The sequence below is a fragment of the uncultured Dysgonomonas sp. genome (assembly GCF_900079725.1).
GTDB lineage: Bacteria > Bacteroidota > Bacteroidia > Bacteroidales > Dysgonomonadaceae > Dysgonomonas.
In genome coordinates this window covers 907233-929439 of record NZ_LT599032.1, presented here as the reverse complement: position 1 = coordinate 929439, position 22207 = coordinate 907233, and the positions used below count along the sequence as shown (strand labels likewise).

At 39.2% G+C, this 22207-nt stretch carries 21 protein-coding genes; 6 read left to right on the top strand and 15 right to left on the bottom strand.

The window, feature by feature from the left end; genetic code table 11:
• Positions 1-2 precede the first annotated feature (2 nt).
• The 8 genes from QZL88_RS04010 to QZL88_RS03975 all read right to left on the bottom strand — a co-directional run bounded on the left by QZL88_RS04010 (position 3) and on the right by QZL88_RS03975 (position 7883).
• Positions 3-917 carry an acyltransferase gene (locus QZL88_RS04010; RefSeq protein WP_296938751.1) on the bottom strand — a complete coding sequence of 305 codons (915 nt, stop codon included), beginning with the start codon at positions 915-917 and terminating at the stop codon, positions 3-5.
• Positions 918-934: 17 nt separating this feature from the next.
• Positions 935-1837: an acyltransferase family protein gene (locus tag QZL88_RS04005; RefSeq protein ID WP_296938750.1), complete on the bottom strand. Its 903-nt coding sequence runs from the start codon at positions 1835-1837 to the stop codon at positions 935-937.
• Complete coding sequence (locus tag QZL88_RS04000) at positions 1837-2022, bottom strand: hypothetical protein (protein ID WP_296938749.1); 186 nt, start codon at positions 2020-2022, stop codon at positions 1837-1839. Before QZL88_RS04000 ends, QZL88_RS04005 begins: the two co-directional genes overlap by 1 nt.
• A complete protein-coding gene (locus QZL88_RS03995) occupies positions 2019-3272 on the bottom strand; it encodes a glutamate-5-semialdehyde dehydrogenase (RefSeq protein WP_296938748.1) in 1254 nt (417 codons plus the stop codon). Before QZL88_RS03995 ends, QZL88_RS04000 begins: the two co-directional genes overlap by 4 nt.
• A gap of 2 nt (positions 3273-3274) precedes the next feature.
• On the bottom strand, positions 3275-4351 hold the full coding sequence (gene proB, locus QZL88_RS03990; RefSeq protein WP_296938747.1) for a glutamate 5-kinase: 1077 nt from the start codon (positions 4349-4351) through the stop codon (positions 3275-3277).
• Positions 4352-4563: 212 nt separating this feature from the next.
• Positions 4564-5082, bottom strand: a complete 519-nt coding sequence (gene rimM / locus QZL88_RS03985) for a ribosome maturation factor RimM (RefSeq protein ID WP_296938746.1) — start codon at positions 5080-5082, stop codon at positions 4564-4566.
• 108 nt (positions 5083-5190) lie between these two features.
• Positions 5191-5802 carry a DUF4290 domain-containing protein gene (locus tag QZL88_RS03980; RefSeq protein WP_296938745.1) on the bottom strand — a complete coding sequence of 204 codons (612 nt, stop codon included), beginning with the start codon at positions 5800-5802 and terminating at the stop codon, positions 5191-5193.
• Positions 5803-6152: 350 nt separating this feature from the next.
• The gene (locus tag QZL88_RS03975; RefSeq protein WP_296938744.1) at positions 6153-7883 is read right to left on the bottom strand and encodes a S41 family peptidase; all 1731 of its coding nucleotides are present in this window, start codon (positions 7881-7883) and stop codon (positions 6153-6155) included.
• Between the two features lie 387 nt (positions 7884-8270).
• On the opposite strand from QZL88_RS03975, the gene rfbA reads away from it, so the two are divergent.
• The 5 genes from rfbA (at position 8271) to QZL88_RS03950 (ending at position 14585) form a co-directional block, all read left to right on the top strand.
• The gene (rfbA, locus tag QZL88_RS03970) at positions 8271-9134 is read left to right on the top strand and encodes a glucose-1-phosphate thymidylyltransferase RfbA (RefSeq protein WP_296938743.1); all 864 of its coding nucleotides are present in this window, start codon (positions 8271-8273) and stop codon (positions 9132-9134) included.
• Positions 9135-9148: 14 nt separating this feature from the next.
• Positions 9149-9697: a dTDP-4-dehydrorhamnose 3,5-epimerase gene (rfbC, locus tag QZL88_RS03965; protein WP_296938741.1), complete on the top strand. Its 549-nt coding sequence runs from the start codon at positions 9149-9151 to the stop codon at positions 9695-9697.
• A 9-nt stretch (positions 9698-9706) separates the two neighbouring features.
• Positions 9707-10498, top strand: a complete 792-nt coding sequence (locus tag QZL88_RS03960) for a GH25 family lysozyme (RefSeq protein WP_296938740.1) — start codon at positions 9707-9709, stop codon at positions 10496-10498.
• Between the two features lie 20 nt (positions 10499-10518).
• Positions 10519-11520, top strand: a complete 1002-nt coding sequence (locus tag QZL88_RS03955) for a S41 family peptidase (RefSeq protein WP_296938739.1) — start codon at positions 10519-10521, stop codon at positions 11518-11520.
• Positions 11521-12296: 776 nt separating this feature from the next.
• On the top strand, positions 12297-14585 hold the full coding sequence (locus tag QZL88_RS03950) for an NADP-dependent malic enzyme (protein WP_296938738.1): 2289 nt from the start codon (positions 12297-12299) through the stop codon (positions 14583-14585).
• Positions 14586-14649: 64 nt separating this feature from the next.
• On the opposite strand, the gene QZL88_RS03945 is transcribed toward QZL88_RS03950, so the two are convergent.
• From QZL88_RS03945 to QZL88_RS03920, 6 genes are read right to left on the bottom strand one after another with little or no spacing between them, the layout of a single operon-like run.
• On the bottom strand, positions 14650-16017 hold the full coding sequence (locus QZL88_RS03945; protein WP_296938736.1) for a DUF58 domain-containing protein: 1368 nt from the start codon (positions 16015-16017) through the stop codon (positions 14650-14652).
• Positions 15981-16955: a MoxR family ATPase gene (locus QZL88_RS03940; RefSeq protein WP_296938735.1), complete on the bottom strand. Its 975-nt coding sequence runs from the start codon at positions 16953-16955 to the stop codon at positions 15981-15983. Before QZL88_RS03940 ends, QZL88_RS03945 begins: the two co-directional genes overlap by 37 nt.
• Positions 16956-16965: 10 nt before the next feature.
• A complete protein-coding gene (locus QZL88_RS03935) occupies positions 16966-18348 on the bottom strand; it encodes a DUF4350 domain-containing protein (protein ID WP_296938733.1) in 1383 nt (460 codons plus the stop codon).
• Positions 18338-19084, bottom strand: a complete 747-nt coding sequence (locus QZL88_RS03930; RefSeq protein ID WP_296938732.1) for a hypothetical protein — start codon at positions 19082-19084, stop codon at positions 18338-18340. Before QZL88_RS03930 ends, QZL88_RS03935 begins: the two co-directional genes overlap by 11 nt.
• A 10-nt stretch (positions 19085-19094) precedes the next feature.
• Positions 19095-19973, bottom strand: coding sequence for a hypothetical protein (locus QZL88_RS03925; protein WP_296938730.1), 879 nt, complete (start codon positions 19971-19973; stop codon positions 19095-19097).
• The gene (locus QZL88_RS03920; RefSeq protein WP_296938728.1) at positions 19960-20922 is read right to left on the bottom strand and encodes a stage II sporulation protein M; all 963 of its coding nucleotides are present in this window, start codon (positions 20920-20922) and stop codon (positions 19960-19962) included. Before QZL88_RS03920 ends, QZL88_RS03925 begins: the two co-directional genes overlap by 14 nt.
• Before the next feature lie 212 nt (positions 20923-21134).
• Between QZL88_RS03920 and QZL88_RS03915 the strand changes: the two genes are divergently transcribed.
• Complete coding sequence (locus QZL88_RS03915) at positions 21135-21884, top strand: RDD family protein (RefSeq protein WP_296938726.1); 750 nt, start codon at positions 21135-21137, stop codon at positions 21882-21884.
• A gap of 66 nt (positions 21885-21950) precedes the next feature.
• On the opposite strand, the gene QZL88_RS03910 is transcribed toward QZL88_RS03915, so the two are convergent.
• Complete coding sequence (locus QZL88_RS03910) at positions 21951-22148, bottom strand: hypothetical protein (protein ID WP_296938725.1); 198 nt, start codon at positions 22146-22148, stop codon at positions 21951-21953.
• Between the last annotated feature and the right edge of the window lie 59 nt (positions 22149-22207).

Sequence of the window (22207 nt, the reverse complement as noted above, 5' to 3'; positions counted from 1 at the left end):
GGTTAAAAGAATATTTTTATACGTTTATTTATCAAATAAAAAATATAACATAGCACGATAGAAAGTATAATTACCAGAGGTAATTTATATATCATATAAGTCTGAGGCATTCCTATGATGCTCATCGCCAGTGGATGCAGGAAGTAAATCCCTGAGAATAGTATAGATATAAAGCCTTTCCCCGAAGATACTACCGGATGTTTCTGTAAATAAATGAATATTGCAGGGCAGAGTATCAATAACGACAGCTGGAAATCATTGAAAGGATTGAATCCACTCGAATTGGCATATCTTATGTAAGATTCACCTATCAGCGCAGCGAAACCAATGCACATAGCCCAAATGAGGTAATTATTTTTTATTTTCTTTACCCAGTCTCTCGATTTTATACAATATCCCAGTGCCATGAGAGGAAAAGCCATAATAATACCGTTTCGGTAATAATATATTTTAAGATAATCAAGACCACAATAAAACCCGATCATAAACAGGATGAAAGCAAGTCCTAAAATGTATCTATAGTCTTTAATATATTTTTTAGACAAGAAAAGTGTTATTGTTCCCACTATCAGTGCCGGCGTGTACCAAAGATGGAAAAAACCGAATACAACTATCAGTATGACACTTTTTATATTATAAATCACATCAATAATAGCAGGCAGATATATCAGGTTCCATACAATATGGATAATGACCAGATGTTTCAGGTATTTTTTCAGGCTTTTTACATTATCGAGCTTTGCTGCTATATAGTAACCGCTCGTAATGAAGAATATAGGTACAGCAATGCGAGCGATACCGTGTGTAATAATCCAGCCCCGCAATTCTCCGTAATCGAATAGCGGCTGCATATGTATGGTGATGACCAATATGCTGAGGAATACTTTAAAATAATCGAGCCTTATATTACGTTCCATTCCATGTGGCTTTATTTTTACAAAAATATCTTCACTTTCTTATTCAGGTGATAAACAATGAATGAGAATACAATAGACAGTAAAAATACATATGGTAATTTATATATCTTATATTCCAGAGGAACATCAATTAGCGAGATGGCAAATGGATGTACAAAATAAATGGCTGATGGCAGGATGTTAAGGAATCCTTTACCAACTTTCATAATAGGATTTCTCAATACGAGAGTAAACAGTGCAGGGCTGAGAACCAGTATAGAGAGCATCATATCCTGATTGGGTTTCATTGCATGAGTGTAGGTATAGTAGGCCTCATATGCATTGGCAAGCAGGGCGATACATGCTAAAGGAATGATATACAGGTTACTTTTTTTATCAAATTGTTTGCTTCTGATAAAATATCCGGCGAATACAAACATAAAACCAATGGTAAACCCATTGCGGAAAATAAATATCTTATTGAAATGAAAACTCAGAAGATATCCAGCCAAATATAGGATCAGGGCCAGAGCCAGCATATAATAGTCGTTCTTGATATACTTTTTGGCAAAGAAGAGAATAAGCAGGCCTACAATTGCTGTGGGCATATACCAGAGATGGTAATATCCCGTAAGTAAAACGATAAGGAAATCGACAGGCCTGACCGAAGTGATAAAATAAGGTGTATATATCAAAGTCCATACCAGATATATCAATATGAAATGTTTCATATATTTTTTGAAAGCTTTAGGATCGTTGAGCTTCGAAAAAACATAATAGCCACTGATGATAAGGAATACGGGTACTGTAACACGGGATATTCCGTTCGGTATATACCAACTGATAAACTGGCTATCACCGAACAGCGGCTGCATGTGCCCGCCTATAACCAATATACAAAGGATTATTTTGAAATAGTCGAGTAAGACGTTGCGTTCCATTATTCTTCTGTAAAGTTCTTTCTTTGTGTTTTGCGATTATATAGTTTCTTACTTTTATGTATGGATGTAATGCGTTTCCATCCTGCCGACCGGGAGAGTTCTTCATCCCTGCCGGCCTTTTTAATCGCTTTTATATAATCTTCGACAGTTATTTTTCCTACTGTCTTTTTCTTTTTTTTCTTCATTGTCTGATTTGTCCATCGCCTTCTATTATCCACTTGTAAGTGCATAATTCGTCCAAAGCCATAGGACCCCGTGCATGCATTTTTTGTGTGCTGATGCCTATTTCTGCTCCAAGCCCGAACTGTGCGCCATCGGTAAATGCGGTGGATGCATTGGCATAAACACAGGCTGCATCGACCATTTTCTCGAATAGTTTGATAGCTTCACGGTCTTCGCTTATGATGGCTTCACTATGTTTCGAACTATAAGTGGCTATATGCTGGATGGCTTCATCTATACCCGAGACAGTTTTAACAGCCATCTTATAATCGAGAAATTCTGTACCGAAACTGTCTTCATTTGCTTTTTTCAGTAAATCGTAAGAGTAGTATTGAAACAAAGCCTCATAAGCGTGTTTATCGGCGTATATTATAACATCCTTCTTCTCCAGATCTTCGCAAAGGTAGTGTAAGTCTTCCAGACGGTCTTTGTCTATTACAATGCAGTCCAGCGAATTACACACACTCACTTTGCGTGTTTTGGCATTGGTAACAATATCTTTACCTTTCTTTACATCCCCTTCTTTATGGAAATAGGTATGACATACACCTGCGCCTGTTTCTATGACAGGTATACGGGAGTTTTCGCGTACATAATTAATCAATTCCTGCCCTCCGCGCGGAATAATAAGGTCTACATAGTCACGGGCATTAAGCAGTTCCTCTGTTGCTCCCCGGTCGTTAGGCAATAAAGTGCATACATTGGGATTTACCCCGTTTTCATCCAATACATTGCGAATGATGTCTATGATGGCTTCGTTCGAAAAACGCGCGTCCGATCCACCTTTCAGGATACAGGCATTGCCCGATTTGAGGCATAGGGAAAATACATCGAAACTCACATTCGGGCGGGCTTCGTATATAATACCGATAACTCCGAACGGAACGGTTATTTTAGACAGGTTCAGGCCATTCGGTAATGTCTTTTGCATGAGGGTTTTTCCAACGGGGGAGGGTAGGGAGGCTACATTGCGGATATCTTTCACAATATCCATTATCCGCTGTTCATTTAATAACAGGCGGTCATATTTGGGATTACTTGTATCCATCCTTTGCAAATCCTTCTGATTTTCGGCTAGGATATAATACATTTTCGATTCGGTTTCTTTAGCAATAGCTTCCAGTATTGCGTTTATCTCTTTTTCTTCCAGTAAGTTCAGGCTTTTACCTGCTTCCATAACTAACCGGAACGTATTCTGGTGATAATCGTCCATTTTTATTTTTCAATATATAAATAGTCGTAATGCACAATTGCTTTCTTGTTATTTTTTCCTATCGTTTCTTTCGCTTTTTCGCTGCTGTACGATGTACGGCCGATGCCGACCTGTTTCCCTTTTTCGTCGATAATACGGACGATGTCATCAGCTTCAAAATTTCCTGAAATTTTCGTTACCCCTACAGGTAAAAGGCTCACTGCTTTGTCACTTAAGAGGACATCAGCGGCGCATTTATTGATATGGATCTCTCCTTTAGTAAAACCGTCGGAATGAGCTATCCATTTTTTTATACTGTTTGTTCCTTTTCCCGATGGTTTGAAGCGGGTAGATACAACGTCTTTTCCTTTTATAAGGTCTACCAGTATATTATCCCTGCGTCCATTGGCAATAATGACCTCGATCCCTTCTTCAGCTGCTCTGCGGGCCACATTGTATTTTGTGGTCATCCCTCCGCGTCCTGTTGCCGATTTGGAAGACTGGATACAGTTTTCGATGTCGTCTTTCTTTATATCTATTTCCCGGAATATGTATGCTTCAGGGTTATTCGGATTGTCACTGTAAATCCCGTCTATGTTGCTGAGTATTATTAGTTTTTTTGCTCCCATCATGGCTGCTACAAGCCCCGATAGTTCATCATTGTCTGTAAACATGAGTTCATTAACCGAAATGGCATCATTTTCGTTTACAATGGGGATGACCTTATTGTCAAGCATTACCGACATACAATTCCTCTGATTGAGGTAATGACGGCGTGTGGCAAAGTCTTCCTTGGTAACAAGTATCTGTCCGCAGATAATACCCTGCTGGTGAAACAAATCATAATAACGGTTGATCAGCTTCACCTGACCGATAGAAGAATATAACTGACGTGCCGAAATAGTGTCTAACTTCGCTTTTGCCTTGATTTCAGATTTTCCGGATGCTACGGCGCCCGATGAAACCAGAATAACCTCCACATTGTTTTTATGCAATTCGGCTATCTGATCTACCAATGCCGACATGCGGGTGAGATCCAGCATCCCGTCCTTACGACTCAGTATTTGGCTACCTATTTTTACAACTATGCGTTCTTTCATCGAAATATAAGTAAAAGAAAGTATTTAATGCAACATTAGTTAATTTTAACCGGCTATTGTTATTGCAGATATAAAAGTATTAAACAGGTTGGTGACCTTACCTAAAAAGCAAAGTTATAATTTTATTTTAAAGTAAAATGTTCGTTTGTAGTGAAAATGGACGGAAATATGGATTCTGATGGTGGAATAATATATCAATCTGGCACCAGACATTAAATCAACCCTTCGGGAAGGGCAAGGTACAACACCTTTTTCTTTGCATCTATTTTTTCTATAAAATCTTCTGTAGCTGGAATTATAAGTTCATCTTCTCCATCTTTTACCAGAAAGAGAGTGTTTATAGTTTTGTCGTCTATATCTTCAATTATACCTAACTTACCGGCTATTTTATCTATAACTGAAAAGCCTATAAAGAAATTCCAGGAGTATTCAATATCGTCACTGCTCTCTTCTTCATAATATTTGCGTGGAAAATAAACCTCTAAGCCGGACATTCGCCTGGCTTTCTCCTCATTGTCTATGTCTTCAAATTTTATGAGAGCTGTTTCTTTACCCTTAAACCTATACTCCTCGATAAAGAAAGGAACAAGGATATTATCGATGCGGCAAATAAGATAGGGACAGTCTACCCGGTCGAATACATCATTCTCGAAAGAAAAATTGATCTCTCCTTTTATTCCGTGAGGTTTGATAAATTTCCCGATTTTGAAAACTTCGTTTTCTTTTATCATATCTTATCAGTTAGCAGTAAACAGTGAACAATTAGCAGTGAATAATAACGATCTATAATCTTTTTACTTTTGGCTCCGCCGATTTTCAATTCGTTTTTCACTTAAAAATCACTTCTTCTTTTGCTGCTGGTTTTTCTTTCCTCCGCTATTATTGTTGTTATTGTTCCTTTGTCCGAGGTCTTTCATTTCGGGAAGTTTTATGTTGGAGTTGCGTATGTCTATTTTATGATTCGACAAATCATAGAGATCGATAAATATTTTCATATCATCCACTTCCTTATTCCACTGTATATATGATTTTTTCATATGAGTGGCAACAAGCAATATGAATTGCTCTTTTTCTTTCGGGTCTTCCAGTTCGGTAGCTAGTTTCACCATTTTTTCAAGAGTTTTACCATAGTGGCGATATTCCATGTCGGGGCGGCTGTATTCAATTTTTCCGGGTTTGGAATAAAGATCTTCCTTCTTAACTATTTCATAGGGGTAGTCGATATCGAGTTTGAAATCGGCCATAATAGCAAGGTGATCCCACAGGATGTGTTTAAAATCATTTACATCGCGCAGGTGTGGGAACATATTTCCCATTATAGTGATAATAGTATTGGCACAGCGTTTGCGTTCATTCCGGTCAGGCACTGTAAGGCAGTAGTCGACCATATTTTGTATATTCCTTCCATACTCGGGAAGAGCTAGCTTTTTCAGTTGAGTATTATATTCCATTTTTTGTATTGGGTTATTATTCTTAATTTGATAATGTGCTGAAATCAGTTTGTAGGCCTTATAATTTAAAATAAGTATTTAGTGTCGTGTTTTAAAGCTATAACTATCTATCAATTATTGTTATACTTGGGTGGACAATAAATAGGTCTGCGCCCTTGGTTTTTCTATCGCATTGGCGATTTCAGCCCTAACAGGATTGCAAAGATAATCTTTTTAGTTGAACTCGTTGATACTGTCTTTAAAAATATTGAATAAGAATGTAATTTTAAGTAGATTAAGCCTGATTTTGCAACAGTCTTGAAATAACAAAGCACCCGTTGTAGGACGGATGCTTTATTATTTGTTTTCTATTAATTCATAGCTACTTCGCTTTCTTCAGCCGGAGCAGACAATGTTTTTTTGTATACTTCGAGATCGTTTAATACTTCCACCGCTTTAGCCAGTTCTTTATCGTTTTTCAGAGTATAGAGGTATTCACCTTTCTGATAATGATAACGTCTGATGATTTCAGTGTTTATCTGGCGTGTGATATCATCTTTAAATGTTTCCAGGTCACGGTCTAGGTTCGGTACAAGCATTGCTTCCAGCGCCTTGAATTCTGCATCCGCATATTTCATATATCCTTCAAACTCCATTACTTCTTTGAGCGAAGCCATCGATTTTTCACTCATACGGTCATACTGGAAATCTTTTGATTTTACAAATGCTTTGAAGCTTTCATAGTCTTCGTCCGAAATAGAGAATGTTTCGGGAGAAACGATTGATTTGTGTTTTACAGCCCAGTCTGTAACCCAGTCGAAAACGATGAACTGATTGGCGAGATAGTATGTTATGGTAGGTGTTTTCTCTTCCTCGAATGCAATATCCGGCGAAACACCACCTCCGTCTCTTACCGGACGGCCGATTTCGGTTTTGAATACAGTTGTCAGGCTATCGGGAATGCGTCCTACACTACCATCGGCGTTGCGATGAGTGTAATCTATGGCTTGTATACATCTTCCGCTTGGGATATAATACTTGGAATTGGTAACCTTTACACCGCCTCCGTACGGAATTTCCCTTGTCGACTGTACCAATCCTTTGCCAAAGGTACGTTCCCCTATAAGTACAGCTCTATCCATATCCTGTAACGATCCGGCAACGATTTCTGCCGCAGAGGCTGAGCCTCTGTCTATAAGTACGACAATCGGTATTTCAGTATCGATAGGTTCGAGTGTGGTACGGTATGTCCTGTCCAGTTGTTTCAGTTTTCCTTTGGTCGACAGAACGACTTTTCCCTTTGGTACAAAAAGGTTTACAATCTGTACGGCTTCTTCGAGTATTCCGCCTCCGTTCTGGCGAAGGTCGAAAATTAACGATGTTACTCCCTGTTTTTTCAGATCGAGGAATGCCTTTTTCACATCCATCGCACTTTTATCGGTAAAAGTAGGGCTGAAATTAATATATCCTGTCGAGGGAGTTATCTGTCCATAGTATGGTATAGGATCAATCGTAATTTTCTCACGTACCACTTTTACTATAATCGGCTTTTTCTCGCCCGGACGCTCTACTTTTATTTGGATCGGCGTGCCCGGTTGTCCTTTCAGGTTAGAACTTACAAAGTTACTCAGTGTACGGCCAAAAGCCTCACCTTCTACCTTATCACAGGTAGTCATGTCTTTACCGTCTATTTCGAGTATATAGTCACCTGCTTTTAAGCCTGCTTTGTCAGCCGGTTTACCTTCAAAAGGTTCTGTTATGGCAACTTTCCCGTCCTTGAAGGCAATGCTGGAGCCTATGCCCGCATATTCGCCCGAAATCTGGGTGCTGAACTCCTTCATGTCGTCCTTGTTGAAATAAGTCGTATAAGGATCGAGGGTGTTGAGCATATTGTCGATTCCGCTGCGGATAGTTTTGTTCAGGTCCAGAGTATCTACGTAGAACATGTCTACTTCCCGTACTATGGAATTGAATATTTCTATATTTTTATTTATGTCGAAATAACGTTGCTGCTGATTCTTATCAGGAACGTTTTGCGCTTGAATAAAAGAAACTCCGGCAAGTATGGAGATTGCTGAAAATGTGATGAATCTATATTTCATTAATTCTATCTGTTAAAGTCGCAGACTTATTTACTACTCTATTAAGTGGAACGATAAGCATGAATTATGATTCGATAATATATCATCGAAATTTATTCGTCACTCATTATTCTAAAAAACAACACAAAGGAATACTTTTTTTTATAAATAGCGAAATTTGACAGGGTTATATATGTCTTATTTTTAACAAAAAAACATAAAAGGATAATCAGGTAATGAAAAGTTACGAGTTACTTCGCCCTGCGGGCAGTTACGAGAAAACAAGTAGACGGGTTACAAATTGGCTGACGGATAAACGGAGCAGAGTGACGAAAAACTCGTAACCCGTAACTTGTAACTTGTAACTATTATCTTATATTTGCAACTGAATAAATAAACAGAGCAAGCATGAAAGGAATTATCCTCGCAGGCGGGAGTGCCACACGACTTTACCCTTTATCCAAAGCAATATCGAAGCAGATAATGCCGGTGTATGATAAGCCAATGATTTACTATCCTTTATCCACACTGATGCTGGCAGGTATCCGTGAAGTATTGATTATTTCCACGCCGCGCGATTTACCGATGTTTGAGGCGTTGCTGGGTACGGGCGAAGAGCTCGGGATGAAGTTTGAATATGTAATTCAGGAAGTTCCTAATGGTTTGGCTCAAGCCTTTGTACTGGGCGAAAAATTTCTCGATGGGGAAGCCGGATGTCTCATTCTCGGAGATAATATGTTTTATGGACAGGGCTTTTCCAAAATGCTGAAAGAAGCTGCGATAATAGAAAAAGGGGCATGCATTTTCGGCTATTATGTGAAAGATCCCCGGGCATACGGGGTTGTTGAGTTTGACGAAGATGGCAAGGTGATGTCATTGGAGGAAAAACCCGAAAATCCTAAGTCCAATTACGCTGTGCCCGGACTTTATTTTTACGATAAGACTGTTTCCGCAAAAGCGAAAGCATTGGAGCCGTCGGCCAGAGGAGAATTTGAAATCACCGATCTCAACAAGTGTTATCTGAACGAAGGGACTTTAAAGGTTCAATTATTCGGACGTGGCTTTGCATGGCTCGATACCGGAAATTGCGATAGCTTGCTCGAAGCCGGGAACTATGTGGAGACAATACAGAACAGGCAAGGCTTTTATATATCATGTATAGAGGAAATTGCATGGCGAAACAAATGGATTGATAATGAGCAATTGCGGGTTTTAGGCAAACGTCTAGATAAAACCGCATATGGACAATATATACTTAGCTTACTAGACTAAAGTTTTTTTATTGTATGAAATTTATAGAGCAGAATATAAAAGGAGTCTGGACAATAGAGCCCCGTGTATTTACCGATGAAAGGGGCTATTTTATGGAATCGTACAGGAAAGAAGCGTTCGAAGAGCATATCGGCAGAGTTGAGTTTATTCAGGATAATGAATCGAAGTCGACCCGTGGCGTGTTGCGTGGATTGCATTATCAGACAGGTAAATATGCCCAGGCAAAATTAGTCAGAGCGCTCAAGGGGAGCGTCCTCGATGTGGTAGTGGATTTACGTAAATCCTCACCCACCTTCGGCAAATCTTTAGCGGTGGAACTTACCGAAGATAATAAAAAGCAATTATTTGTACCCAGAGGTTTTGCCCACGGATTTCTTGTGCTTAGCCCCGAAGCCATTTTTTCTTATAAAGTGGATAACATATATGCCCCGGAATATGAAGCTTCGCTTTTGTGGAGTGATCCTACAGTCGGCATTGATTGGGGAATAAAAGAAGAAGAACTGATTCTGTCGGCAAAAGATAAAGTTGGTAAGCTTTTTACCGAAACTGTTGTTTTCGATTAAAGTAAGCCAATGGCTAAGAAAATAGTAAGAAAGCGAACCCGAAAAAACACAAGCAGAAGGAAAGCGGTGAAATTTGAACCGAAAAGGTTTATTCTGCCATTTGTGATAGCTGCGTGCTTGTGTGTTGTGGCATTCTTCGTTATAAAGGATTATTTTGGAGAATCCGAGTCTTTCGATTCCAGTAAGTATTTCGTAAAGGGGGTGGATGTATCCCATCACAATCCGATTCTAAACTGGGAGAGTGTTCTGGAACAAAATATTACTTTCGCTTACCTTAAAGCAACAGAAGGCACTTCCCACGAAGACAGGAATTATCCCTACAATTATGATTTGGCAAGGGAAACAAATATAAAGGTGGGTTCTTACCATTTCTATACATTCGGCTTGTCTGGGAAGGAACAGGCACAACACTTTCTGAAAATAGCGAGGTTTAACACCGGAGATATGCTTCCGGCTATCGATGTGGAACATTCGCCGGCCAATCCTTACAGTAAGGATAAAGACTATATTGAAGTTGTTGTGAGTGAATTGAAAGTGCTGGAGAAGGAATTGTATGAACATTTCGGAATTCATCCGGTCATTTATACGAACAAAGATTGTTATAAATTATATATCAAAGATAATTTTCCTGATAACCTGATCTGGATGTGTGACCTGCATAATGAGCCGTCCGATGATGTGAAGAACTGGCGTATATGGCAGTTCTCGCATAAAGGGGAATTACCCGGGGTGGATGGCGATGTTGATTTGAACTACTACCGTTATTCATTTCAGGAGTTTAAAGAATTATTACTACCTTGAGGGCTTAAAAAAAATACTGGATGAAATATATACTTATTATATCTCTTACATTTGTTTTCAGCTTTTCATCATGTTTTGATGAGGATAAATTCGAGAATACCAGACAAGGGAACTTCGAGGCTTTGTGGAAAATAATGGATGAGCATTATTGCTTTTTCAGTTATAAGGATGTGGACTGGAACGAAGTTCATACCCGATACGCTGCACGTATCAGTGAGAATATGACGAATGATGCTTTGTTTACCGTACTCGGCGAAATGCTGGCAGAGGTAAAGGACGGGCATGTAAATCTGGTGGCAAGCCATGATGTAGCCCGTTATAGTAAGTGGTATGACGACTATCCTTATAATTTTGATACAAAAATACAGGATAATTATCTGGGTACAGATTATGGCATAGCCAGCGGCTTGAAATACAAAATACTGGACGATAATATAGGTTATATTTATTATGGCAGTTTTTCGAGCGGGATAGGCGATGGCAACTTGTCGCAGGTATTCGACCGCTTTGCGGTATGTGATGGTGTCATCCTCGATGTAAGGAATAACGGAGGAGGAGAGCTGACGAACAGTGAGAAATTGGCATCATATTTCTTTAATGATAAAACACTGGTAGCTTATATGCTACACAAAACAGGCAAGGGACATGACGATTTTTCGAAACCGTACGAAATATATGTAGAACCTGCTAATGGATTGCGTTTTCAGAAAAAAGTCGTTGTGCTTACCAACCGCAGATGTTATAGTGCAGCCAATGACTTTGTGAATATGATGCGTTATGCGCCTAATGCCATACTTATGGGCGACAAAACAGGAGGTGGCTCCGGAATGCCTTTCTCTTCCGAACTGCCGAATGGCTGGTCGGTACGATTTTCAGCATCACCGATTCTGGATGCAGAGAAAAAACAGATAGAATTTGGTATCGACCCCAATATATCTCAGGACATGACAGATGAAGATATGGCCAAGGGACTGGATACAATGATAGAAAAGGCCAGAGAGGTGTTGAAGGCTAATATATAGCATCAATCAAAGATTGAAATAATCTTGAAATAAAAATAACTTTTTGCAAAATACTTTATCTATACACTAAGTTATTGTCTTAGTATATAGTTCTTTGAAGTATTGGAATAAGTAAAAAGTAAAGCTGAGAAAAGAGTGTTACCTTTGTTACCTTTTAATGAAGAAGATACTTCGCTCCGCTCAGCATGACAAGCTAAATTATTAATTATTCATTCTTAATTATTTATTGCTTTTCGTGTTACCTTTGTTGCTTTTTAACTATATATGGTTAACGAATGTAAAATATACAAGATGGAAATAATTAAAAAACTGTCAGGCTTGTCAGGTTTTAACTAAATATGGTTAATAGATGTAAATTTATCGATGAGTTATAAGTTTTAAATAATAAGTTGAAAGACCTGTACTTCTGTTAACAGATGATTGTGCTCACTGTAAATGTTGAATGCCGCTTATAATGCTTTTATCGTTAAAATGAAGACTGTATAAAAATTGAGCTGCTACCTGTTATTATACTATCTTCATCATCTCGCATCAAATTATTGAAATAAAGCAAAATATCTAATCTTGTTATATTGTGTTCTGTCTTTATGATGTTAACGAAGTTGAAAATTATTGATTTAAGCTTCTTATATCTATCTTTTTTATGTTGAAAAACAGTTTTTGTTGTCATAACGATTAGCCTAAATTTTTGCCTGTATCAGATTCCTTTTTTGTAACTTTGTTTTTAATTCATACTAGTTGATCTAATTAGTAAAACTTATAAAAATCTTAAGATTATGCCTAAAGTTACAAGAGAAGCTGCTTTAAAGTATCACTCATCAGGCAGACCGGGAAAAATTGAAGTTGTTCCCTCAAAACCCCACAGTACTCAAACCGATTTAGCTTTGGCATATTCGCCCGGCGTAGCCGAGCCTTGCCTGGAGATAGAAAAATATCCTCAGACAGCTTATGATTACACAGCCAAAGGGAATCTGGTGGCTGTTATATCTAATGGTACGGCCGTTTTGGGACTGGGAGATATCGGAGCTTTGGCAGGCAAGCCGGTGATGGAAGGTAAGGGCTTACTTTTTAAAATATACGGAGGAATCGATGTCTTTGATATTGAGGTGGATGAAAAAGATCCGGAAAAATTTATACAGACAGTAAAAGCAATTTCCCCTACATTCGGAGGAATCAATCTGGAAGATATAAAAGCTCCTGAATGCTTCGAAATAGAGCGACGCCTGCGGGAAGAACTCGATATTCCGGTGATGCATGACGATCAGCATGGTACGGCTATTATATCAGCAGCTGCATTGCTTAACGCGCTGGATGTAACAAATAAGGATATTTCGAAGATAAAACTGGTTGTGAACGGAGCAGGAGCTTCGGCAGTGGCCTGTACCAACCTGTATATGAAATTCGGAGTGAGGAAAGAAAATATAATTATGTGCGATAGTAAGGGGGTACTTACTACAAGACGTAATGATTTGAGTGATATAAAGAAATGTTTTGCGACCGATAGAGATATAACAACGCTGACGGAAGCTTTAGAAGGTGCCGATGTGTTTCTGGGCTTGTCCAAAGCTGATGTGCTGACAAAAGAGATGGTTCGCAAAATGGGCCCGGATCCGATTGTATTTGCTCTGGCAAATCCCAATCCTGAGATTTCATACGAAGAAGCAATGGCTTCCCGCGACGATATTGTTTTTGCCACAGGTCGCTCCGATTATCCTAATCAGGTAAACAATGTGTTGGGATTTCCTTATATATTCCGTGGCGCGCTCGATGTGAGGGCTACAGGTATCAATGAAGAAATGAAACTTGCTGCAGCACGTGCTATTGCCGATCTGGCAAAGGAACCTGTTCCTGATGTTATTAATACAGCATATGAGTTGAAACGCTTGTCTTTCGGTAAAGAATACATTATACCGAAACCTCTCGATCCACGCTTACTGACGACCGTTTCTGTTGCAGTAGCCAAAGCGGCTATCGAAAGCGGTGTTGCCCGTAAGCAGATTACCGATTGGGATACATATGAAAACAAACTATCGGAGATGCTGGGTTACAGCAATAAGCTTATACACCGTCTTACTCATTTGGCTAAGAGTGATCCTAAGCGGGTTGTATATTGCGAGGGTAACCATATCAATATGATAAAGGCTGCTATTTTTGCACATAAAGATGGTTTATGCCATCCTATTCTGTTGGGAAGCGAAGATCGCATTAGGAATATTGCTAGTGAAAACGGGCTTGAACTGAATGGGATACAGATTATAGATCATCGTAATATATCGGAAGATGTAAGGCGTAGCCGTTATGCGAGGATATTAAGTGAGAAGAAGTCCAGAGAAGGTATCCGTTATCAGGAAGCCTTCGAGAAAATGAGCGACCGTAATTACTTTGGTATGATGATGGTGGAAACAGGGGATGCCGATGCTGTGATAACCGGAATTTACAGCCATTATCGTGAGTTTGCCCGTACTGCGCTGGAAGTTATCGGATTGCGACCGAATTATAAGCACTTTGGAGCAATGCATATTGTACAAACAAAGAGAGGCCCTTATTTTCTGGCCGATACATTGATTAATCGCTGGCCGGAAGAGGATACTCTGATCGAAATAGTGAAACTGACTCACGATGCTGTAAAATATTTTGCGACAGAGCCGGTAATGGCCATGTTGTCATTCTCCAATTATGGAGCTGATGATAATGGTAGCCCTAAGAGTATCGCAAATGCTGTACGGTATTTCCATGAGAATTATCCTGAATTCAAGATTGACGGCGAAATGCAACTGAACTTTGCGATGAACAAGGATCTAAGAGACAGGACTTTCCCTTTCAATGCCCTAAGAGGTAAGGATGTAAATACATTGATATTCCCGAATTTGAGCTCTGCGAATATATCCAGTAAGCTGCTTATGGAACTCGGTATTGCCGGTGAAAGTATCGGACCTATTCAGATGGGACTACGCAAACCGGTACATTTCACCGATATTGAAAGTTCTGTACGGGATATTATAAATCTTACCACTATTGCTGTAGTGGATGCGATTGCTTCTCAGAGCGGATCGATAGAAGAATAGTAGGATGTAAACCAATATAAAAAGGTCAGGGTTTATATTCTGACCTTTGTTTATTTTATTGTAGTTATATCAGCCCTCTCGATTTGAACTCCAGATATTTATTAATGGAGTCGATTGTCAGATTCTCGGGCTTTGACAATATTGTGTAAATCCCGTATCTGTTCAGCTCTTTCACAATAAGCAGTTTGTCATACGACAGTTTTTCAGCCATCCCTTTGCGAAAAGTTTCCTCCAGATTGGAGGGTGGGGTATCCAAGACTTCGTTAAACTCCGAGTTGAGGAAGAAAGCAACCAGTATCAGGTGATCTTTGGCCATGCTGCTCAGGTATTTCAATTGGCGGCGCATGCTGTTTACTGTTTCGAAGTTGGTATATAGGATTATCAGGCTTCGCTGTGTCAGTTTACGGCGTACGGTGACATACAGGCGTTCATAGTCGGCTTCCTTGAAGTCGGTTTGCTGTGCGTACAGTGTTTCCAGTATCTTGTTTCGTTGACGGCGATGCTTATCGGCAGGCAGTATTTCATCTATTCCTTTCGAGAATGTTATCAGCCCTGCTTTATCGCCTTTGTTAAGTGCTGTACTGCATACCATTAAGGTCGAATTGATAGCATAATCGAGCAATGTAAGCCCATTAAACGGCATTTTCATTGTACGCCCTTTATCTATAAGGCAATATACAGGTTGAGACTTCTCTTCCTGATATGTATTCACCATGAGTTGGTTCATTCGGGCTGTTGCTTTATAGTTGATTGTACGGGGGTCGTCTCCGAGTGTATAATGTTTAATATGGTCGAATTCGGTCGCATGTCCTATCCGCCTGATTCTTTTTACCCCGTAATCGGTCAGACGGTGCGATGCAGCCAGCAATTCATATTTATGCATCTCGATAAATGAAGGATATACTGCTACATCTTTATGGTTGTCGAAGATATAGCGTCTGCTGACGAAACCGAACAAACCTGACACATAAACATTCAGAGCGCCGAATTGATATACTCCCCGCCGGGTAGGGCGCAAGTCGTAATAAAAGACCTCTACTTTGTCTACTCCCAGAGAGGTTCTGAATATCAGATCCCTTTTCTGAAATTGGAAAGGTACTTCCTCTACTATTTTTATCCTGACTTTGAACGGATATCTGTTTGTAATAGAGAAAGATATTGTATTTTGGTCACCATTTGATAGCCTGTCGGGACAATTACGCGAACCTATTATTCCTTTCTTTTGACGAAAGACGGTGAATATATCCAGCAGGATGAATACGCAGAATACACCCAATACGAGCTGCATCAGGTAGAAATATTCATCGAAAATAAAGCATGCGAAAAGTCCTATCACACATAATGCCAGTGTAATAAAGAGCAGGTTTGTAAGATAGAGACTCTTAATAAACCGTATTACCGGGGAACCTCCGCTTTGTCTATCAATTGCCATATGATTGTATCGGTAGATGTACCGTCCATTTCTTTTTCGGGTGTTAATAATACTCTGTGACGAAGCACAGGCACAGCCATTTCTTTTATATCGTCGGGCGTGATAAAGTCTCGGCCTCTGATTGCAGCCAGTGCTTTCGATGCATTCAGTATAGCAAGGGAAGCCCTAGGCGAAGCTCCTAATGTTATCCATGGACTCTGACGGGTGGCAGATACTATTTGCGCGATGTATTCGAGCAGATGATGTTCGACCAATACCTTTTCTACAGCCTGACGCAATCGGTTGAGCTTTGCAGCATCTAATACCGCGTTTATACCTACATCTATAGTTAGTTCGCCTTTGTTCTGACGATCAAGGATAGCGATTTCATCGACGATATTCGGATAATCCACTACTATCTTGAAGAGGAAGCGGTCGAGCTGTGCTTCCGGCAAGCGATAAGTACCTTCCTGTTCGATAGGGTTTTGTGTAGCTATTACGAGGAACGGATAATCCATCTTGTATGTGGTGCCGTCGTTTGTTACCTGGCGTTCTTCCATCACTTCGAACAAAGCAGCCTGAGTTTTGGCAGGAGAACGGTTTATTTCGTCTATCAGGACTATATTGGAGAATATAGGCCCTTTCTTGAATTCGAACTTAGCGGCTCCCGGCAGGAAAATACTCGTGCCTAATACGTCTGACGGCATCAGGTCGGGGGTAAACTGGATACGGCTGAATCCTACATCGATTGTCTTAGCTAAAAGTTTAGCAGATAATGTTTTTGCAACACCGGGCACGCCTTCTACCAGCACATGGCCATTTGCCAGAATAGCAACAATCATTTGTTCTATCAACTGATGCTGGCCGACAACAACCCGCCCGATTTCGTTTTTTATGCTTTGAACGCTTTGGCTCAATTCGGAGAAATCTATTCTCGACTGGAATTCTAAATCTGACATATATCTCTGTTTATTTGTTTTTTACGGTTCTGTAAAACTCTTCCAACAAGTTATTATACCTTAGGAACGGTTGGGTTTCAATAAAGGCTAGAGTGGATAGGTCCTTATAGATATGGAACAATTCACTGAGCCTGTCTTTATCCATTCCCGATTTTGCGCTTAATACGTTTACAAATTCATTATCGATGTTTTCGGTTGGCATGTAATAGTGTTTCCTGATGTAATCGAGGAAATATGCATGCCGCTTTGCCAATATTGTATTAAAATCCTTCTTTCGGTAATATAGATTACTTATCGTACCCAGAAATTCTAAGGATGAATTTATCGGGGGCTTAATAATTGGAATCGCCCGTTGGATACGTTTCGATCTGAACAGCATGAATAGAAGAAATCCAATGAGGATAACATACAATGCCACACGTAAAGGCGGATTATTTAACATGATCTTAAAATCGCTACCTTCACCCAATGAACCCTGCTTCTGATATTCGTCCCAGATTATCTTACTGTTTTTGGGCAGGTATGATAAGCACCGGAATCCGAAGTCATACTTCCTGATTTGGAGCATGTTCACATTTGCAAAAGCTGAAGGCACGGAATGTAGGTAAATATGGCCTTTGCCATACTTAATATCGATGAATACGGTATCTCTTTTGTTGTTAAAGGCTAAAGGCCTGACGGAGAGTTTACAACTATCTGTATTAAATTTTACTTGTCCCTGAATACTGCCGAAACTGTATTTTTTTGCGGAATGATCGGTAAGGTTATAAACTGTATCTGTCTGGAAATATTTTACATCTGTCTTTATATTCAATGTATCCAAAAGCTTTCTGTCTATTGTTTCGGCAGAAATAAAGACGTTATTGCCCAACCCTATGAAGTCCAGCATATACTCCATATCAAGTTTATCAAGCGTAAAGCTTGTATTTATGAATATATATGAGGTAGTGTCTGATATATTATCCAGATCGACATACCATGAACTAGGGTCATATTCTTCTGTAGGGATATTATTGATCTCTACTTGTTCTTCTATATAATCTGTTGCAGAGTCGGTCTCATAGTCTGAATAATCAGTGATTGTAGATTCCTCATATGTGTCATAATAATCCTTATCTTCGTATGAATATGGATCATCGTCATAAGTAAGGTATTCTCCCACATTTTTCTTCAGATTGTTATAGACAGGCATACGGGTGACGCGTATGTTCTTTTTATCAAAGATATCACTTAGTAACTGATATGTAATATATGTGCCGTAAGGTCCTGTTTTAGAATTAATGAAAGTAGGAGACCAGTCCACAGGCTTCGGAGCCTTAGACCTAGCGAATGAGAGTCCGAACAGCAAGAGGACAACCACCACTATAAGTGCTATCATCTTTTTATCTTTCATTGGCTATCGTTTTAGAGAAAGACTCCATCCGGTTATATATTATGGGGAAGTTGGTTTCATCAGGAATAAATTCACCATACCATATATAATCGAAAATAAGTGTCGTTTCCATAAATTGGGAACGTACAGCCTGATTTTCTATCTCATACTGGTAACTGTAATTGGTCTTGTTTGGCTTCCACTCTATAAATTCCTTATCTGTTAGCAGTTTCAGATTTTTCAGATATAGGAAGCGTATAACAAGGCGGTAATCTTTATTTTTCAACGCATTCGCTATCAGCGAATCGAAATCCATGTTGTGTACATTCTCAGTATAAATGTCTATTTCGGGCGTATCCATCTTTTTCTTCCCGAACACTGTTCTGAAGTCTACCCCGGCAAATTTTAGCACAATCAGACATATGATAACAATAAGCGCTATAAGGACTATAACTCCCGGAAAGCCTGATCTTGCCACGGCTGAAAATATATCGGCAAAGAGGTTAAAGAACCAATTTTTAACTTTATCCCACCATGATGGAACTTTTTCTACTCTTTTGTACTGGAAGCGATTATCGTTCTGATATTCTTTTATTTTCGCTTCATCGGGGATTCTGAAATCTACGGATTCTTGCGCCGATGGTGTTGCAATAGCTTGTGCAGAGTCGGTCTGTGCCGGAAGATCTGAGAACAGGCATACGAAGAATATAAATAATATACCCTTTATAAATGTTATATCTATCTTATTATTCAACACAGAGACCGGATTAATATGGGATGCTTGGAGGAGTATCGTTCTGGTTTCCTATACTGTCTATCTCAAATTCCAGATCGTTGCCTTCTATCTTGTTGCGATGGCTGTAATACATCACACCCATAGCCATATACATGGCTGTATAGGTGAAAATATAACCAACAAAAAGAATCATAGTGGACAAAATAAAGAATATTTCGCCCGCAAAAAACTCAACCTGAAGCATACTGGCTATCAGTCCCACATAGAACGGAACGATAAACACCATACTGACCATTCCTATTATGAAAGAAAATACGAATCCATAGCCTAATGTTACCCAAAAGTTGTTCTGAACCAGTTTGATACTATATTGAAAGCTATCGATAATACCTAAGTCTTCGTTAATATAAGCATATAAGTAAAAGCCCAGATAGACAGCAGCAATAATACCCGGTATATAACACAAAACACCACCTATCATAACTGCCAATCCGAAAAGAATGCCACCTCCAAGAGCCGGTAACGCGATTTTAGGCACTTTTTTCCATACCTCCGAATTATCTACCACTCCGTCTTTTGACTTTACATATAATGCCATGTATGAGATGGTAAATAATGCCATTAAAAACATGGTAAGTATCAGTAATAAATAAGCTGCTATCCCTCCAATAATACTTAGATATGAGAAATCATCGAAGATTGTATCCGGATTATTATGCCCCGAGCCTATCTGATAGTATAGTTTAAACAGGTTCGGCATAAAGAATGCAGCTATCAGTAATAGAGGTATCAGATAAGAAACTCCACGTGCTACAGGTCCGAAATTCTGCTTGATGAACTTTATCGCCATATCGAAATTACCGCTGAAATCGCGGTTTCCGTTCAATCTGATTTTTTCATGTGTCTCCATTCACTTTTTTGTTTACGAGATAAGGATAATAAATAAAATACCATATAATAAATAAAGCCGATAGGCCTATTATTGTCAGTTTAAGATATACAGGCATATCTGTAAGGCGGGTAATATAACTTTCGATAAAAGCAGCTACAATAAAGACGGGAACCAGACCTACTACTATTTTTACAGCATCTTTTACCGCTCTTTGCACTGCATCTATCCGTTTGTAGGTGCCGGGGAACAGGATACTATTTCCCAAAACCATACCTGCGCCTCCGGCTATGATAATAGCCGATATTTCCAAAGTGCCATGCAGCCATATGATAGACGCTGATTCGCCGAGCAGTCCGTATTGGTAGAAAAAGTATTGGAATACACCCAGCATTACTCCATTAGAAAAGAGTATATAAACAGTTCCTACCGAACAAAGTACACCAAGAATAAAAGCATAGAATGCTACTCTGATATTATTAGTTCCTATGCCAAAAAACATCCACCCTTTAGCATCGTCTTTGTATACAGCCATAGGATCACCGTTTTCTATATTTTCAAGAGTCATATTCACATATTCCTGTCCTAGTACTACGCTTGAAAAATTGGATTCCTGTTGCAGAGAGAAGATCCCTAACAGTACACCTGCGAACATGAACAGGAACGCATAGAGCATATTCTTCCTGTACTTGTACATGATAAGCGGCAATTCGGTTTTCCAGAAACGAAGGAAACGGCCGTTCTCTTTTTTACGGTACTGATATATATTAATGAAATATCTGCCGGCGAGCTGATTAAGATATCTTACGGTTTGGGATTTGGGGTAAAAAGTACGTGCATACGAGAGATCGTCTGTAAGTTCTATGAAGTTGTCAGCAAGTGTTTCAGCCGGAATGTCTTTATCTTTGGTCTGACTGTCTATCTGCTGCCACTTATTCCTGTTTTCCTTAACAAAGGCGGCTTCTCTCATTAGTTTGTAGTTCGTATTTTGAATTATTATCGCAAATATAAGCCTTTGCCTAAAAAGAAAGAAAGAAATGCCGTAATAATCATACAAAAAAATTAAATTTGTCAATTATAAATGATAGAGGGTATCTGGAGTTGTGGTTTCTTCCTGTTATAAATAGAACACAAAATAGGTACAGGTATTAAAAAGCTTGACACTTTATTTTATTTATCAAGATGATTATTGAAGTTCAAACAACACAAAATGTAACTATAGATTATGAAACTGCAGGCGTAGGACAGCGTATACTGGCTTACCTTCTCGATCTTATTGCTATTATTGTGTGGGTCATCGGTTGGTTTTGGATTTTGGGAACAGTGGCTTCTTTTGGAATAAATCAGGCTTTCAACGGGGATATCTTTGCCGTTTTTATTGTTATCATTATCTTTCTTCCTGTAATATTTTACGATTTACTTTTCGAAACTTTAAATAACGGGCAGAGCCCCGGTAAAATGGTCATGAAAATAAGGGTTGTCAATGTTGACGGTACAGCTCCTACTTCGAGTTCGTTCCTCATAAGATGGCTTTTTCGTTTGATAGACTTTTCCATGACAGAAGGTTTTCTGGCGGTAATCATGGTGGCTGTGACAAAAAAATCGCAACGCTTGGGCGATCTCCTGGCCGGAACTACGGTTATAGACCTCAAATTGAATAGTCGTAACAGGGAATTATCTATTACCGATCTCGATTTCCATGAAGATTATAAAGTGACTTATACAGATGTCTTGGATAAGCTTTCCGATAAGGATATTCAGACTATCAGTTCTATAATAGAAGATCAGCGCATGCGCGACAGCGATTACTTCAACCAACGGTTGGCCGAACGCATAAAGTCCATTACAGGATATACTTATAATGGCCCCGACAGGGTATTTCTTCGTAAAGTGGTAAGTGATTACAATTATCTGGCGGTGCAGGAACTGTAAAAGATAAGACTACGTGGTGTAGGCAGAGCGGGCAACATGTCTTATCCCATTTCTGGATCTATTTGTTTATAAAGCGTCGATCTTTGGAATTTTCGCTATTATTATATTATTCTTTACTATATGTTCTTCAGGCTTTAATCCTGAAACAACCCTTTTCATCCAACCTTTTTCTTCTGAATTGACGGTTGTGCCTGAAAATTCGTCGGCTAGAGATAGTACAGAAAATCGTACCATTGAAAAAACAGAATGCATCTTTGTTTTCATAGCTGGAATAGTTTGTTACTGTGACTAATACGTTCCTATTAATAAAGATGCATTCTGAT

Excerpts from the sequence above, each read along its gene's own strand:
- QZL88_RS03945 (WP_296938736.1), bottom strand. The coding sequence starts at position 16,017 with ATGGCAATTGATAGACAAAGCGGAGGTTCCCCGGTAATACGGTTTATT.
- QZL88_RS04000 (WP_296938749.1), bottom strand. The coding sequence starts at position 2,022 with ATGAAGAAAAAAAAGAAAAAGACAGTAGGAAAAATAACTGTCGAAGAT.
- QZL88_RS03955 (WP_296938739.1), top strand. The coding sequence starts at position 10,519 with ATGAAATATATACTTATTATATCTCTTACATTTGTTTTCAGCTTTTCA.
- QZL88_RS04005 (WP_296938750.1), bottom strand. The coding sequence starts at position 1,837 with ATGGAACGCAACGTCTTACTCGACTATTTCAAAATAATCCTTTGTATA.
- QZL88_RS03980 (WP_296938745.1), bottom strand. The coding sequence starts at position 5,802 with ATGGAATATAATACTCAACTGAAAAAGCTAGCTCTTCCCGAGTATGGA.
- rimM (WP_296938746.1), bottom strand. The coding sequence starts at position 5,082 with ATGATAAAAGAAAACGAAGTTTTCAAAATCGGGAAATTTATCAAACCT.
- QZL88_RS04010 (WP_296938751.1), bottom strand. The coding sequence starts at position 917 with ATGGAACGTAATATAAGGCTCGATTATTTTAAAGTATTCCTCAGCATA.
- rfbA (WP_296938743.1), top strand. The coding sequence starts at position 8,271 with ATGAAAGGAATTATCCTCGCAGGCGGGAGTGCCACACGACTTTACCCT.
- QZL88_RS03940 (WP_296938735.1), bottom strand. The coding sequence starts at position 16,955 with ATGTCAGATTTAGAATTCCAGTCGAGAATAGATTTCTCCGAATTGAGC.
- proB (WP_296938747.1), bottom strand. The coding sequence starts at position 4,351 with ATGAAAGAACGCATAGTTGTAAAAATAGGTAGCCAAATACTGAGTCGT.
- QZL88_RS03935 (WP_296938733.1), bottom strand. The coding sequence starts at position 18,348 with ATGAAAGATAAAAAGATGATAGCACTTATAGTGGTGGTTGTCCTCTTG.
- QZL88_RS03910 (WP_296938725.1), bottom strand. The coding sequence starts at position 22,148 with ATGAAAACAAAGATGCATTCTGTTTTTTCAATGGTACGATTTTCTGTA.
- QZL88_RS03950 (WP_296938738.1), top strand. The coding sequence starts at position 12,297 with ATGCCTAAAGTTACAAGAGAAGCTGCTTTAAAGTATCACTCATCAGGC.
- QZL88_RS03960 (WP_296938740.1), top strand. The coding sequence starts at position 9,707 with ATGGCTAAGAAAATAGTAAGAAAGCGAACCCGAAAAAACACAAGCAGA.
- QZL88_RS03995 (WP_296938748.1), bottom strand. The coding sequence starts at position 3,272 with ATGGACGATTATCACCAGAATACGTTCCGGTTAGTTATGGAAGCAGGT.
- QZL88_RS03975 (WP_296938744.1), bottom strand. The coding sequence starts at position 7,883 with ATGAAATATAGATTCATCACATTTTCAGCAATCTCCATACTTGCCGGA.
- QZL88_RS03920 (WP_296938728.1), bottom strand. The coding sequence starts at position 20,922 with ATGAGAGAAGCCGCCTTTGTTAAGGAAAACAGGAATAAGTGGCAGCAG.
- rfbC (WP_296938741.1), top strand. The coding sequence starts at position 9,149 with ATGAAATTTATAGAGCAGAATATAAAAGGAGTCTGGACAATAGAGCCC.
- QZL88_RS03925 (WP_296938730.1), bottom strand. The coding sequence starts at position 19,973 with ATGGAGACACATGAAAAAATCAGATTGAACGGAAACCGCGATTTCAGC.
- QZL88_RS03915 (WP_296938726.1), top strand. The coding sequence starts at position 21,135 with ATGATTATTGAAGTTCAAACAACACAAAATGTAACTATAGATTATGAA.